At 30.4% G+C, this 15,461-nt stretch carries 19 protein-coding genes; 13 read left to right on the forward strand and 6 right to left on the reverse strand.

The window, feature by feature from the left end:
• Position 1 precedes the first annotated feature (1 nt).
• The gene (locus KTC92_RS13190; RefSeq protein WP_220286238.1) at positions 2–1,231 is read left to right on the forward strand and encodes a competence/damage-inducible protein A; all 1,230 of its coding nucleotides are present in this window, start codon (positions 2–4) and stop codon (positions 1,229–1,231) included.
• Between the two features lie 143 nt (positions 1,232–1,374).
• Here the strand turns inward: KTC92_RS13190 and KTC92_RS13195 are convergent, their stop codons facing one another.
• The 6 genes from KTC92_RS13195 to KTC92_RS13220 form a co-directional block, all read right to left on the reverse strand.
• A complete protein-coding gene (locus KTC92_RS13195; protein ID WP_165411766.1) occupies positions 1,375–1,884 on the reverse strand; it encodes a ferritin in 510 nt (169 codons plus the stop codon).
• A gap of 371 nt (positions 1,885–2,255) precedes the next feature.
• Entirely contained in the window at positions 2,256–3,449 is a 1,194-nt protein-coding gene (locus KTC92_RS13200) for a S8 family serine peptidase (RefSeq protein WP_216302114.1), read from the reverse strand.
• A 74-nt stretch (positions 3,450–3,523) separates the two neighbouring features.
• The gene (locus tag KTC92_RS13205; RefSeq protein WP_258280603.1) at positions 3,524–3,952 is read right to left on the reverse strand and encodes a DMT family transporter; all 429 of its coding nucleotides are present in this window, start codon (positions 3,950–3,952) and stop codon (positions 3,524–3,526) included.
• 107 nt (positions 3,953–4,059) lie between these two features.
• The gene (locus KTC92_RS13210; protein WP_165411764.1) at positions 4,060–4,545 is read right to left on the reverse strand and encodes a dUTP diphosphatase; all 486 of its coding nucleotides are present in this window, start codon (positions 4,543–4,545) and stop codon (positions 4,060–4,062) included.
• 79 nt (positions 4,546–4,624) lie between these two features.
• Positions 4,625–5,173, reverse strand: a complete 549-nt coding sequence (locus tag KTC92_RS13215; RefSeq protein ID WP_216302113.1) for a 2'-5' RNA ligase family protein — start codon at positions 5,171–5,173, stop codon at positions 4,625–4,627.
• A gap of 38 nt (positions 5,174–5,211) precedes the next feature.
• Complete coding sequence (locus KTC92_RS13220) at positions 5,212–5,760, reverse strand: hypothetical protein (protein WP_220286239.1); 549 nt, start codon at positions 5,758–5,760, stop codon at positions 5,212–5,214.
• A 248-nt stretch (positions 5,761–6,008) separates the two neighbouring features.
• Here KTC92_RS13220 and KTC92_RS13225 point away from each other — a divergent pair, with 248 nt between their 5' ends.
• The 12 genes from KTC92_RS13225 to KTC92_RS13280 all read left to right on the forward strand — a co-directional run bounded on the left by KTC92_RS13225 (position 6,009) and on the right by KTC92_RS13280 (position 15,189).
• The gene (locus tag KTC92_RS13225; RefSeq protein WP_165411761.1) at positions 6,009–6,167 is read left to right on the forward strand and encodes a DUF1540 domain-containing protein; all 159 of its coding nucleotides are present in this window, start codon (positions 6,009–6,011) and stop codon (positions 6,165–6,167) included.
• A gap of 222 nt (positions 6,168–6,389) precedes the next feature.
• Positions 6,390–7,646, forward strand: a complete 1,257-nt coding sequence (locus KTC92_RS13230) for a UDP-N-acetylglucosamine 1-carboxyvinyltransferase (protein ID WP_165411760.1) — start codon at positions 6,390–6,392, stop codon at positions 7,644–7,646.
• Between the two features lie 25 nt (positions 7,647–7,671).
• The gene (locus tag KTC92_RS13235) at positions 7,672–8,457 is read left to right on the forward strand and encodes an MBL fold metallo-hydrolase (RefSeq protein ID WP_216302111.1); all 786 of its coding nucleotides are present in this window, start codon (positions 7,672–7,674) and stop codon (positions 8,455–8,457) included.
• A 142-nt stretch (positions 8,458–8,599) separates the two neighbouring features.
• Positions 8,600–9,163 carry a GerMN domain-containing protein gene (locus tag KTC92_RS13240; protein ID WP_216302110.1) on the forward strand — a complete coding sequence of 188 codons (564 nt, stop codon included), beginning with the start codon at positions 8,600–8,602 and terminating at the stop codon, positions 9,161–9,163.
• Positions 9,164–9,288: 125 nt separating this feature from the next.
• On the forward strand, positions 9,289–9,786 hold the full coding sequence (locus KTC92_RS13245; protein WP_216302109.1) for an SEC-C metal-binding domain-containing protein: 498 nt from the start codon (positions 9,289–9,291) through the stop codon (positions 9,784–9,786).
• 248 nt (positions 9,787–10,034) lie between these two features.
• Positions 10,035–10,649, forward strand: a complete 615-nt coding sequence (locus KTC92_RS13250; protein WP_220286240.1) for a TetR/AcrR family transcriptional regulator — start codon at positions 10,035–10,037, stop codon at positions 10,647–10,649.
• A 41-nt stretch (positions 10,650–10,690) separates the two neighbouring features.
• Positions 10,691–11,575, forward strand: coding sequence for an ABC transporter ATP-binding protein (locus KTC92_RS13255; protein ID WP_216302107.1), 885 nt, complete (start codon positions 10,691–10,693; stop codon positions 11,573–11,575).
• Between the two features lie 5 nt (positions 11,576–11,580).
• Positions 11,581–12,378 (forward strand): ABC transporter permease subunit, encoded by a 798-nt coding sequence (locus KTC92_RS13260; RefSeq protein ID WP_220286241.1) that lies wholly within the window; start codon positions 11,581–11,583, stop codon positions 12,376–12,378.
• A gap of 50 nt (positions 12,379–12,428) precedes the next feature.
• Positions 12,429–13,226, forward strand: coding sequence for an ABC transporter permease subunit (locus tag KTC92_RS13265; protein WP_220286242.1), 798 nt, complete (start codon positions 12,429–12,431; stop codon positions 13,224–13,226).
• 170 nt (positions 13,227–13,396) lie between these two features.
• Entirely contained in the window at positions 13,397–13,876 is a 480-nt protein-coding gene (rlmH, locus tag KTC92_RS13270) for a 23S rRNA (pseudouridine(1915)-N(3))-methyltransferase RlmH (RefSeq protein ID WP_165411754.1), read from the forward strand.
• Between the two features lie 248 nt (positions 13,877–14,124).
• Positions 14,125–14,445 (forward strand): PadR family transcriptional regulator, encoded by a 321-nt coding sequence (locus KTC92_RS13275; protein ID WP_216302104.1) that lies wholly within the window; start codon positions 14,125–14,127, stop codon positions 14,443–14,445.
• A gap of 15 nt (positions 14,446–14,460) precedes the next feature.
• Entirely contained in the window at positions 14,461–15,189 is a 729-nt protein-coding gene (locus KTC92_RS13280; RefSeq protein WP_220286243.1) for a DUF2812 domain-containing protein, read from the forward strand.
• The last annotated feature ends 272 nt before the right edge of the window (positions 15,190–15,461 follow it).

Genomic DNA, 15,461 nt, shown 5'->3' on the forward strand with positions numbered 1-15,461 from the left:
TATGAAAGCAGAAATATTATCAGTAGGTACGGAAATATTACTCGGCGATATTGTTAATACAAATGCACAATATATTGCTAAGAGACTTGCAGATTTAGGTATATCAGTTTATCATCAGTGCGTAGTTGGAGATAATCCAGAAAGACTTTTAGAATCATATAGATTAGCATTTAGTAGAGCTGATTTAGTTATAACTAGTGGGGGACTTGGACCTACAAAGGATGATTTAACCAAGGAAGTAGCTTTTGAATATTTTGGCAAGCGTAGCGTTGTTCATGAAGCTTCTTTAAAAATTATTGAGGATTATTTTAAAGATATGAACAGACCAATGACGAAAAGCAATAAGAAACAAGCGTATTTTCCAGTAGATGCGGTAGTGATTCCTAATAATAATGGCACAGCGCCAGGATGTATAATAGAAAAAAATGGAAAGATAATTGCGCTTTTACCTGGTCCACCTTGGGAAATGAAACCTATGTTTGAGGAGGCTGTTATTCCTTATCTTAAAAAGTTTGCCCAAGGTGTATTAGTTTCAAAGGTGCTCAGAGTTATTGGAGTGGGAGAGAGCAGTGCGGAAGAAATGATAGAAGATATATTGAATAATCAAACTAATCCAACTGTGGCACCTTATGCTAAAGCAGGGGAAATGACATTTAGAATTACAGCGAAGGCTAATACACAGGAAGAAGGCACAAGACTGATTGCGCCTATGGAAGATGAAATACGTAGAAGACTAGGAAATAACATTTATGGCGAAGGGAATACAACCTTAGAAAATGTACTTGGAGAAATGCTTATAAATAAGAAGTTAACTATATCCACAGCAGAATCTTGCACAGGAGGAATGGTAGCTGCAAAGCTTATAAATTACCCAGGGATATCTTCTGCGTTTATAGAGGGGGCAATTACATATAGCAATGAGGCTAAAATTAATAGATTAGGAGTTGCGAGAGAAACATTAGATAAGTATGGTGCAGTAAGTAGTGAAGTAGCAGCAGAAATGGCGCAAGGTATAGCAAAAACTGCAGGCACTAGTATTGGCCTTTCAACTACGGGAATTGCGGGCCCAGATGGTGGAAGTGCAGAAAAACCAGTGGGACTTGTATATGTTGGGTTATATATTAATGGTGAAGTTAAAACTAAGATGCTTAAATTATCTGGTAACAGGCAGAAAATACGTGAGAGTGCAACTATGGAGTTACTTGATTTAGTTAGGAGAGAGCTATTGTAGTTAACTTGCACTTATAAAAAGTCATTAAATAAAAAAATTTATAGTATTGTATAATGGAACTAATAAAGGCACATATCAATATTGATATGTGCCTTTAAAAATCTATTTAAAATATATATGTTACTTTTATGAATTTATCTATTTTATTTAGTAACAGGTGGTACAAAAACCCTAGTTGCGAGTTCGTTATCCAGCATATAAATACTTGTAGGATCAGCGTTGATTCTCGCAAGCCTTTTTATAAGGCCATTAAAATTAGATTCTTCCTCAACTTGCTCATCAATAAACCACTTAAGTAAGCTTATAGTAGCATGTTCTTTTTCTTCAGTAGCAATGTCAGTAAGATTATAAATATTACTAGTTACAACTTTTTCATGAGCATATGCTATGTTAAAAACATCAAGAAGTGTTTCATAATCATTTTGAGGTTCACTCATTCCTTCTAAAGTTAAGCGTCCGTTCATTTCATTTATATAATTATAAAATTTCATAGCATGGAATTTTTCTTCTTCAGCTTGTACTTTAAAGAAATTAGAAAAACCATCAAAATCTTCTGCTGCGCAATAAGCTGACATAGCTAAATAAAGGTGTGCAGAATAAAATTCAAAGTTCATTTGCTTATTTAGTTCATTGAACAATCTTTCGCTTATCATAATAATCCTCCTCATATTCCTCTGGTCTAAAACAATGATTATGACCTTGGAAATGTAAATTTACAATAGTATAATATTATTGTTTGACGTTGATAATTGTTTTTACTTAATTATAAATATTAAACAATATCTATATTATACACCAAATGTGTTTTTATTAAACAATAATTATATAGCGATGCATAGTTATTGTGCTAACATGCCATATATATTAGGAATTAGGCTTTAAAATATAATTACATTAAACATTTCAGAAGGAAGATCTCCCACTTTTATAAGCGGGAGTTACATACCCTAACAAATAGAAAACTTCAGTGGGAGTATAAATCTCCTTCTGAAGTCGTTAATGTTTCAGCTCCGCAGGTGATGTTTTAAGGTAATAATTTTTCTAAGTTTACAATTCCAGAACCTTGCATATATTTTGGGGAATTTATTAGGCTTGAAGATGTCTTTAATAAAGCCAATGTATCCTTATAACATAAATTTATATTGTTCTCATACAGCAGTGCACATAATCCACTTATAAAAGCCGCAGAGCATGAAGTTCCAGTGTAGGTCGTATACAGATTAGTGATGCGAGTAGGATAAAGCTTCACACCATTTTTTTCAGAGATAAATTGTGCATCAGAAATCAAAGAGCAAATATTAACACAGGCAGCTATCAAATTTGGCTTATCAAGCTTTTGGAAAGGACCACAGGAAGAATATTCATATATTTTTGGGCTTCCTATGCTATCATACCCACCTACCGTTATACAATTTTTAAGAGTAGCTATGCCCCGCACAGAACTTTTAACATTTTTATTGCTACCACTAGGAACGATTACTACTATGCCCTTTGAGATTGCAAGGTCGAAAAGCTTTGAGAATAAAGAAAGGACAAATTCATTAGTTTCAAAAGTTTCAAAAGGAAGGCAAATGATTTTAAGGTTAAAGTCATTATCTTCGCTCAATAGGGTTTCTAATGAAAACAAAATATCAGATACAAAACCCTTTCCTAGTTTATTAAAGGCTTTAATCATGTATATATGGCTATTTTTGGCGACACCTTTATACATACCCTTAGATCCATAACCACTACCACAAATTAATCCGCTCATAAAGGTGCCGTGACCATTATCATCATAAGGATAGTTTAAATTATTAACAACGTCTACAAACTTTCTGATTTTATTACAAGGATTTAATAAGTCAGGATGGGGATACACACCGCTATCAATTATTCCAACGCCAATGCCCTTTCCAGTAAGGCTATAGTCATTTTGAAAGGATACGCCATTAGACGCGAGTATACTATTACCACATAAATGTGCATAAGAATCAAAAGTTATATATGCTACTTGGGGATATTCTAGTAATCTATATATAGCACTGGAAGTTAAAATAGCACAAATACAATTTATTGAGGGGATATGGCGCAGGATATCACATTTTAAAGATTTAATTTTATTAACGGTCTTAGTCTCAAGGGATTTGCAATGTATTATTACCCTATAGTTTTCATATAGGTTACTAAGTAAAGCGCACCTTAAGTTGGGACCTAACTTATTTTTGAAGGAAAACATGTATGCCTCCTAAATGTATTGTTACATTATTATAGTATATGCAAATTTTTTGAAAATGTTAATAAAAAAGATTATTAAAATTTCCATTTAAAAATTATTATACCTACAATCATTATGCCAATACCTATAAACTTAGATAAAGCAAATTTAATTTGCTGAGCTCCGAACATTCCAAATCTATCAATTACACCGGCGGCTAGTAGTTGAGCAACTAATATAATTGCAATGGAGCAGGTCGGTCCCATTATTGATATTCCCTGCATAACAGAAAATATAATTATAGCCCCTAAGAATCCTCCTAGTAAATATAATTTATTTACTTCTTTTATAGCTTTGATATTACCATTGCCAACTATAAGGAGTATTATTAAGGTCACGATGAATCCAGTTCCTTGAACGAATACGTTAGTTTCCCAAAGCCCAACTTTTTCACTTACCCTTGTATTAAAAACACCTTGAAGACTCATACAGATGCCTGCGACTATAGAAAATATTAATCCCAATTACAATCACACTCCTCTAGAGTAGTTTACCCAGAATGTGTTATAATATTAAAAAAATATAGTGAAAACCTTTCAGAAGAAAGGTTTTCACTATATTTGAATATGAATTAGTATCCATTATCCTGTCTTTCATGATTAATTTTATTTTTATAGAAATATGCATTTTCAATATCTTCTTCTGAAAATCCTAGATTTTGACCTAAACTCAAAAAATTTTGAAAAATATTTAAATAGTTATCAAGAGAAGAACAAATTATAAAATCTGAAATATTTGTATACACAGTTAAAAACTGCTGAGATAATTCAGAGGTAATACATTTAGTATTCAAAGTAATATCTTGAAAGTTTTTTTCTATTCCGAGGCTTAAAATAAAGTGTATACAATCAACATATTCTTCAAGAATTACATCGTTACTTGAAGGTTTCTTTGTACTCCAAAATTTAAAACAACGAGTTTCATTCGCGAGTTCGCCTAGTTCCACTTGAAGGGAAAGTATTTTTTTTTGTAATAAGGGTACTCCTTCAAGGTTATGTTGCACTTGAATTCTATGGTCTAAAGTATTTTGCATCTGGAATAATTTTTGTAAATTCATATTTGAAACCGCCTTTTTACTGAATTATGTATATTCATTTTAATCGATATTAAGGTGCAAGAAAATCGAATGATATATTTTATAGAATATATTTCTTAGTCACCATTTCATCATTGTTATTTATAGGTTTCCAAAGTTCGACAGTATCCACTGTGATAGTTCTTGAGAAATTTTCATCCTTGGCTGAAGCACAAGCTGCTAAATATTCACTATTAGACCATTCTCTATCAGCAAAAGTTGTGTTAGCTAGTGAGATATGCAAATTCCAAGTTTCAATATCATCTCTAACCTTAAAGCCATGTAAATTTAAAATTGAATTTATATCTTTAGATAATTGATATATAGTGCCTTCATTACCAATATTTAAATTTACAGACTTATAGGGAGGGTCAAAACATATCACACCATTCAATTCAACTTCAAATTTAGTATAATTCTTAAGAATGTTTTTTAAAGCAGTATCCAAATCGTAAAGATTGGGATTAGTTATTATTTCTAGAGTTACATGAAGCATAGGTAAATTAGCATCAGACTTGTATAGGTTATACTTTTCACAGATTGCCTTTTGCATAGATTCTATATATTTATAAGAAACTTTATCAAATAAGCCAACCAAGTAGTAAATCATTGTCATCCCCCTCAAACCTAAAATATAACTTTATGTTTTTAGTATTCCCTTAGCTCATAACTTTTAACTAGCATTTCCTTTTTAGTACTAACCTGTTTCCACAATTCAAGTTTAGAAACCTTTACAAACTGCAAGAAATCATCCTTATCTAAAGCGTCATTAATAGAAAGTGTACTTCCGTTATATGACTTTTTAATGATGTGATTGGCATTAGCTAATAGAATATTTAAATCAATATTATAATCATCACTTTTAACGTTAAAACTATGTAAATCTAAAGTGTCTGTAATATTTCTTGCTAATCGAGAAATATATCCTTTATCTTCAACATCAAGATTAACTTGACTTAAATTTTCGTTTAAACTAATACTATTATTTATGCCCACTTTAAATTTTTTATAAGGAGATAGAATTTTAGAAACAACAACATCTAATTTTTCTAAATCAGGATTAATTATTGAAACTATAGGTATAAAAAGATTAGGAGAACTCTTATATAGTTTATATTTTCTACAGATATTTCTTTGAATATTTTGAACTGTAGAATTAGATAAATCATCAAATAACGCAACTAAAAAATATTTCATATGTTTCCTCCAAGCAAAATTAATAACCAATGTTGGTTAACATTATTTTGAGTAAATTATAAGTGTATTATAACATAATTTTTAGGTTTTGTATTTCCTGTGTAAATTTATGTATGAAGATTTGTTTGTAACTTATTAAGGGGAAAAAATGAAGATGTTATAATTCAAATATTTTTGTATTGTTAGCATAATTATTTTTGATTATGCTAACAATAGTTTTATAATTAATAAAGGGAGGTGCTTTTCTTATGAAACATAATGACAGTATAGGTTGTACCGTAAATGAATGTGAATACCATTGTAAAGATGATAATTACTGCACTTTAAACAAAATTGAAGTTGTAAAACATGAAAGTGTTGCTAAAACACCAGAATGTACAGACTGCGGAAGTTTTAAAACAATATAATAAAGTTAAACAATGTAAAGATCACTCGTGGAAGCACGGGTGATTTTTTACGTTATTTTTTTTGCAAAGTATAAATATTGTAAGAAATTCTGTGTTTAATAAAATAATATCGTCTAACATTTAAAAAAAATGTTAAAATATAATGTTATTATGGTATAATTCAATTGTATGTATAAAAATGAAAGTAATTAATATATAATGCATAGTGAGGATGATACAAATATGGATAAATTGGTAATTAACGGAGGCCGACGTATTTTTGGTCAGGTAGAAATAAGTGGTGCAAAAAATGCAGCAGTAGCAATTTTACCAGTAGCTATAATAGCAAGTAAGGGTAAATGTATCATTGAAAATATTCCTAATATAGAAGATGTAAATTGTATAGAAAGAATATTGGAAAATTTAGGCTGTGAAATTAAAAGAGAAAAAAATTCAGTTTCTATAGATAGTACAAATATAACTAGCATTGATGCTAACACAGAAGATGTAAGAAGAATGAGAGCTTCCTATTATTTGATTGGTGCGCTTTTAGCTAGGTTTAAAAAGGCTAGGGTAGAGCTTCCGGGGGGGTGCCCTATAGGTGTAAGACCTATAGATCAACATATAAAAGGGTTTGAAGCACTTGGAGCAACAGTAGTTATTGAGAATGGTGCTGTAAACATTCAGGCAGATAAACTAATTGGAACTAGTATTTATTTTGATGTTGTTAGTGTAGGTGCAACAATAAATGTAATGGCCGCTTCAACGCTTGCAGAAGGTACAACTATTTTAGAAAATTCTGCAAAAGAACCACATGTTGTTGACGTAGCTAACTTTTTAAACTCTATGGGAGCTAATATTAAAGGGGCAGGTACGGATGTTATAAGAATTATAGGTGTAAAAGAATTAACAGGATGCAACTATAGTGTAATTCCAGATCAAATTGAGGCAGGTACTTTTATGATAGCAGCTGCTGCTTGTGGTGGGGAAGTAACTATAAATAATGTTATTCCAAAACATCTTGAATCAATTTCAGCAAAGCTTATGGAAATGGGAGCAGATGTACATGAAGGTGGAGATAGTGTTACTGTTAAATCTGAAGGAAGACTGAAGGCTGTAAATATTAAGACTTTGCCTTATCCTGGATTTCCAACGGATGTCCAACAACCAATGAACACATTGTTATCTGTTTCAGAGGGTAGAAGCATAATAAATGAAAGCATTTGGGAAGCTAGATTTAAGCATGTGGACGAGCTTAAAAAAATGGGCGCTAATATAAAGGTTGAAGGAAGTGTCGCTACGGTAGATGGCGTAGATAAACTTATAGGGAAAGTAGTTATTGCATCAGATTTAAGAGCGGGAGCAGCTTTGGTTATAGCGGGGCTTATAGCAGAAGGTACTACAGAAATTTTAGGCATAGAGCATATTGATAGAGGATATCCAAATATTGAAGAAAAATTTAGAAGCATAGGGGCGGATATAAAAAGAGTTACTATGTAACAATTTGAAATTAAAGGAGACAATTATGATATTCTGTCCATTATATAGTGGAAGTAGCGGAAATAGCATATTTGTAGCGTCAGAAAATACAAAAATTTTAGTTGACGCTGGTATGCCAGGTAAAAGCATTGAAAGCGCACTTAAAGAAATAAACCAAGATCCTAATGATATTGATGGCATTTTTATTACTCATGAACATTCTGACCACATAAAGGGTGCAGGAATTATTTCTAGAAGATATAATATACCGATATATGCCAATGAGAATACTTGGGAAGCTATGAAAATCAAGATAGGTAAGATAAAAGAAAATAATATAAAAATCATCAATAATAATTCTGTGGATATAAAAGACATGCATATAATAAATTATAATATATCACATGATGCGGCAGCGCCTATAGGATATGCTTTATATAGTGGTAATAAGAAGGCATGCATAGCTACAGATTTAGGATATTTCTCTGATGAAGTAAAGAATATGATAAAAGATGCAGATGTAATTCTACTCGAGAGTAATCATGATGTGGAAATGGTGAAATTTGGTCCATATCCGTATCCGTTGAAAAGAAGAATATTAAGTAATATGGGACATCTATCCAATGATGCATGTGGGAAAGCTATAGTAGAAATAATGAATGATAAGCAAAAACATATTTTTTTGGGACATTTGAGTAAAACTAATAATTATCCTGATTTAGCCTATCAAACAGTGGTCAATATACTCAAAGAAAATCATATTGAAATAGGTAGGGATATTTCTTTGAATTTAGCTAGAAGAGATATGCCAAGTGATGTAATCAACTTTTAACAACATTTCAGAAGGAAAGTCACTTACGTCTATAAGCAGGTGTTACATAATATAACGAATATAAACTTTAGTGAGTGCCATAAATCTCCTTTTGAAGTCGTTAATTAGGCCACTTTAGTGGATTATTAAAGGGAGGTCAAATATGAAAAAAGCAATCAAAATATTATTATGTTCATTGCTAGTTGGCTCAACAATGTCATTTTATGGGTGCGAAAAAAAAGATGAGAAAAGTGTCACAAATAAAGAAAAGCTTCAAAATCTAAACCTGCCCCTAGAAAAAGATGGATTCATCCAATTGGGTGTTTATTTTGATGGCACTAAAGAGGGTTCTGATGTAGGAGTAGTTAAAGATGAGAGACTTATTAATAAAGAAGAACTTATCGGGGAAACTATTATGCAAGAACTTGTAAAAGGGCCTACTGTAAAAAGTGAGCTAAAACCAATACTTCCTAAAGAGACTAGGATATTAAGTTTTTCTATTAAAGATAATATTGCTTATGTTAATTTAAGTAAAGAAGCTAAAATAGATATGACAGAAACAAAAGAAAAAAGCTGTCTAAAAGGGATATCGGCGTCATTAACTCAATTGTCATCTGTAAAGAAAGTAAAGATAACAGTGGAAAATAGGAATATTGATACTATAGGTGGAAATTTTGATATATCAAAGCCTTTTAGTAAAGAGGACCTAATTCCAATTAAAAAATAATAGGTTAGTTGTAAGAAATTCTGAAAGTATATTCGATTTAACAATTTTATGTTGAATGCTAGCGAAATATTTATTAAAATAATGTAATATAACAAAATATAGTATGATTCGGAGGAGAATAGAGAATGAGTTTATATAAAGAGTGGACAGATATGGTGGTTGATTATGTTAAACGTAAAGGAGAACCTGCATTTTGGCATGATTATGGGGAAATAGAAAAACGTGTCTATACAAAATTATTATCAAACCATAAAGATGAAGTTAAGGGTACAATGGACGAGCTTGCAAAATACTTTGATGTATCTAACATATATTTCATGGGATTTGCTGATGGGATAAACGATAGTCTTTTAGACCCTATAAAACTAGAAGAAACTGAAAGTGATACAAAAGTAGATTTCAAAATAGATTTTGAAAAACTTTATTTCAATATGCTAGACGCAAAAGCAGATTATTTATATGAACTTCCACAATGGGAAGGGATTTTTTCAAAAGAAAAAAGAAGAGAAATTCAAATAGCTTATAGAGATTCCAAAATGGTGGTCAATAACGACAAAATCGGAAGAAATGACACTTGCCCCTGCGGAAGTGGGAAAAAATACAAAAAATGCTGTGGGAAATAATATAGTATAATTATGTAAAACAATATATGAATTGTAGTAAATAAAACTTTGCACTTTTGTGGTAAGTTTTATTTATTTTTTTTGCATTTTTTTATAATTTAATCAATTAGATGCTATTCTAATAAAAGGATAAATATATTAATTAACGAAGATATTGTTGGTAAAATAACAATATATTTCCTGTGGGGGTTGTTTTTTTCAGTCATCGGGGTAATATTATGACTATACTAATCAGAAAGGAGTTTTTTATGTATCAGATCTTTTATAAATTGGATGAAGAAAAACAAAATAGAATTATTAATGCAGGGACGAATATATTTTCTATAAAGGACTATAAACATGCATCAACAGACGATATTGCAGCGGAGGCTAAAATTTCCAAAGGTTCATTATTTCAATATTTTAAGAACAAAAAGTCATTATTTATTTTTTTATATGAATATGCTATGAAGAATTATGAGAAAAAAGTGTACGAAAAGTTTAATTTTGATGAGAAAGATTATTTTAAAATGCTTACGCAAAGTCTGAATTTTACAATGGTTCTTTTAGAAAAATATCCTTATATGTATAAATTTGTGATTAAAGCGAGTTGCGAAAAAATGCCAGAGATTGCTGACTCAATGAAAGAAATCAATGATAAAATCGAAGAAAAAATGTATAAGCAAATGTTTGAAAAAATCGATTTAAATAAGTTCAAAGATGGCACGGATATTGAAAAGCTAAATAAAATGATTGGATGGTGTTCAGAAGGAATCTGGAACGAAGGTGTTAAAAATCATTCAAGTATGAGCGAAATGTATGAACAGGCACTTGATATTTATGATTTTTATAAAAATGCAGTATACAAGGAGGAATATCTATAATAAACAATATAATTGTATCAAGATTACAGGGGGGATTATTAATGAATGCTATTGAAATCAAAAATTTGACTAAAAGTTATGGTAAAGCAAGAGGTATTACAAATGTAAGTTTTAATGTTGAACAAGGAGAAATCTTTGGTTTTATTGGACCTAACGGTGCAGGTAAATCAACAACGATAAGAACGTTATTATCTCTGATTTATCCTACTAGTGGTAGTGCTACAATTTTCGGTAAAGACTGTATAGAATTTGGTCCTGAGATAAGGAAGGAAATAGGATATTTACCGTCAGAAATTTTTTATTATGATAATATGAAAGTTATTGATTTACTAAAGTATTCTGCTAGTTTTTACAAGAAAGATTGTAGCAAAAGAATTACAGAACTAGCTGAGATAATGGATCTTGACCTCAATAAGAAAATTGATGATTTATCTTTTGGGAATAAAAAGAAAGTGGGTATTGTTCAAGGCCTGCTACACTCACCTAAACTTATTATACTTGATGAGCCCACTAGTGGACTTGACCCGCTTATGCAACAAAAATTCTTTGAGCTTCTTGAGGAGGAGAACAAAAAAGGTGCAACAATTTTACTTTCTTCTCATATTTTAAGTGAGGTCCAGAGGCTATGCAATCGTGTTGCAATTATTAAAGAGGGGAAAATAATAAAGGTTGATAAGATTAGTACATTACAAGAAAGTAACCATAAAAAAATTAAAATTGAGGTAAAATCAAAAATAGATGATAATTATTTTAAAATCAGTGGAGTCGCCAATTTAGATATAAAGGATAATGTAGTAAGCTTTTTGTTTAGTGGTAATATTAATTTTATTATGAAAAAGATTTCGGAAATAGAAATAAGTAATCTTTGGATTGAAGAGCCAGACCTCGAAGAGATCTTTATGCATTACTATGAAAAGGAGGACTAAAAGCTATGAATATGTTTCTTCATGAATTAAAGACTTATAGGAAATCCACTATTATATGGACTTGTTCTTTAATAACACTTGTTATTCTTTTCTTATCAATGTTCCCCGCTTTTTCAAAGGAAGCTGAGGCATTTAAAGAAATAATGAAAGGATTTCCAGAGCCAGTAAGAAAAGCAATGGGATTCTCTGTAGATAGTATGTCTTCTATTTTAGGGTTTTACTCCTATATGTTTTTATATACAACACTTTGTGGTGCCATTCAAGCTATGAATCTAGGAACCTCCATTGTATCAAAGGAAGTTGGCGCAAAAACAGCAGATTTTCTTTTAACTAGGCCTGTTACTCGCAGGGCGATTATGACATCAAAGCTAATGGCTGCATTAACCTGTCTTGTAATTACTAATATAATCTACTTGTTAGCTTCTAGCATTATGGTGTCCATTGTTTCAACAAAAGACTATAGTTACAAGCTATTTTTTATGATTTCTATTACATTGTTTTTCGTTCAGATTATGTTTCTTGCTTTGGGGATTATAATTTCAGTTGTGATGCCAAAGATTAAATCGGTGCTACCTATTTCCCTTGGTACTGTATTTACATTTTTCATTATTGGTATGTTTGCAGCTACATCGGGAGATGCTGCCATGCGTTACGTTACTCCTTTTAAGTATTTTGACGCAAATTACATCATGAAAAATTCAAGTTATGAGGTTTCATTTAGTATAATAGGAATAGGATTTATTGCGTTTGCAATTACTGCCAGCTATTTTATATATTCTAAAAAAGATGTTCATGCTGCTTAGATATGTTAACACTTAATATTTATTAATGAATGATACGAGGGGGTTAGTTTATGAATGTATTTATTGTAGAGATGAGGGCCCATAGAAAAGGGCTTATTATATGGGCTTTTGGTATTTTATTTATGGTTATTGCTGGTATGGGCAAATATGTTGCATTATCAGCCTCAGGTCAGTCAATGAATGATTTATTTGATCAAATGCCAAAATCTATGCAAACAATCTTTGGTATAGGTAGTTTTGATTTGTCAAAGGCTAGTGGTTATTATGGAATGCTCTTTTTATATTTGGCGCTTATGGCAACTATTCATGCTGCTATGCTTGGGGCTGATATAATTTCAAAAGAAGAGAGAGATAAAACTGCAGAGTTTCTACTTTCAAAACCTATTTCAAGAAATAAAATCATAACATCAAAACTATTGGCAGCCTTTGTGAATGTTTTAATATTTAATATTATTACTTTGGTTTCTTCGATCATTGTGGTAGGGAAATACAGTAAAGGGGAAGCAGTAACCACAGAGATAGTAATCTTAATGAGCGGAATGTTTGTTTTGCAGCTTATATTTATGTTTATTGGCACGGCCATAGCTGCAATAAGCGAAAATCCAAAGACTGCAACATCAATATCTACAGCAGTTCTTTTAATAACGTATATGTTATCTATGGCAATAGACTTAAGCGGTAAATTTAAAAATGTTAAATACTTTACACCATTCAAATATTATGAAGCTAAGAATTTGATTAATGGTGGTGGTTTTCAATTGAGTTTTGTAGTTTTATCAATTATAATTATTTCAGCAACCATAAGCATCACATATGTGTTTTATAAGAAAAGAGACTTGAGCATATAGAATGCCATTCGAATTTTAGTTATAACATGGGGGTTTATCCATGTTATTTGTTTTTAACGACATTCCAGCTCCGCAGGTAATGATCTGGTTTGTAATTTTGAAATATGTCATGCAATCTTATATTATATTTATGATAAATGTAATATAAGTGAAATAAAGGAGAGCTAAAAATGAATATAACTATAATTTGTGTAGGAAAAATAAAAGAAAAGTATTTAAAAAGTGCTATAGATGAATATACAAAAAGATTATCTAGATATTGTAAACTTAATATAATTGAATTAAGTGATGAAAAAACTCCTGATAATGCCTCTGAAAAGGAAGAGGTTATAATAAAGGACAAAGAAGGAGAGGCAATAGTTAGAAGCATAAAGGATAATATGTTTGTAATTGCTCTAGAGCTAAATGGAAAGACGTTATCCTCAGTGGAGTTGTCCAATTATATAAGGGATTTAGGTATAAGAGGTGACAGTAATATAGCTTTTGTTATTGGAGGTTCATTGGGACTATCTAAGGCTGTTTTAGAAAGAGCTAATTACAAATTATGTTTTTCAAAGATGACTTTTCCACATCAATTATTTAGAGTAATGCTACTGGAACAGGTTTATAGAGGGTTTAGAATAATAAGTGGGGAACCGTACCATAAGTAAATGAGGTTTTTACTAAAATTGGATTTTAAAATGTAATGATAAAAGTTTGGATAACGCCTACAGGGTTGGCTATAGTAGAAGCCTTCCTTGTGGTGTTTTTTTATAATTAAACAAGAATATATAAATAAAAAAGCAGTAGATAAACATTTGACAAATATATCATTTATTGATATATTATATTTATTGATATATCAATAAATGATATATCAATAAATGATATATATATATATAATAGGAAGGAGCATTTTATGCCAAGAAAAGATTCTATTGATATTGGGGAACTAACAGATTCTGCTTTTTATATTTTATCTAGTGTTACTGAGGAAAAGCATGGATATCTAATTATGAAAACTATTGAGAACCTTACTAATAATGAAGTTACTATTGGTCCTGCATCACTTTATACAACACTGAAAAAGCTTTTAGCAGCAGAGTTGGTGGAGTTAAATTCTGACACAGATGAAAATAAAAAAGTATATAAAATAACAAATAAAGGACGAGAGATGCTCATAAAAGAGATTGAGCGTAAAAAACAGATGGTTAAATTTGCTCAAAATTTTTTAAATTAGAAAAGGGGGATATTCATGAAAAGTAAATATGTAATGATTAGTGGACTTGCCTTTAATGAAGAAGGTGATATGGAAAAACTAAAAAATTATGCAAGTCAAGGTTGGATATTAGAAGACATAGTAGGGGGCTTTTTCTATAAACTAAGAAAAGATAAGCCTCAAAACATAGTATATAACCTAGATTACCAAACAGAGACAAATGAAGAATACTTCACTATATTTAAAGAAGCAGGATGGAAACTTGTTGTTTCTATAGAAAATTATATGCACATTTTTTCAGCACAAGCTGGAACTAAACCTATTTATAGTGATTGTGAATCAGAAATAGATAAATATACAAGTATAAGAAATCGAACAAGAAAAGGAACTCTATATTCTTTAATAATAGCTATAGCACTAATGGGGTTGCTAGTTGTTTCCTTAATTGTTATTAAACCTATATTTTTGATTATCCTTGGATTATTAATAATTGATATATTTATATTTGTCTTTAATTTTATGCCTTATTTAGCATATAATTCAATAATTAAGCAAATAAAAAAATATGGTAAGTGTAATAGTAAAGCAATAGATAATAAAAGTTTATGGAAATTATATGCAATTGCAGGCGTTCTATGGTTAGCTATAGGAATATGGCATTTAATTGGGAAACAATATTTTTCAGCAGTATTTTTTATAATTTTTGGTGCTTTTTTAATTTTTTCAAGTTCAGACTACTTTAAGAAATATAAAAAGTCTTTATAAATTATATACAAATTAAAGAATATGAAGATAGTGGTGATAGATTTAATTTGTATAAAGTGAAATGCGAGGATGGAGAGATTTAAAACTTAAAACAATTAATGAACAAAGTGTTCCAATAGTATTAAATGATGCAATTTCCAACCTTCTAAATATTTTAAAATGATTTAAACGGCCAATTCATGTGTAATGAATACTATTTTGAAATATATATTATATTAAAGAAAACTCTTACCTTAACAATATGGGTAAGAGTATTTTTATGTAGGAGGTAA

The organism is Clostridium sp. CM027, from assembly GCF_024730565.1.
GTDB classification, from domain to species: domain Bacteria; phylum Bacillota; class Clostridia; order Clostridiales; family Clostridiaceae; genus Clostridium_AD; species Clostridium_AD estertheticum_B.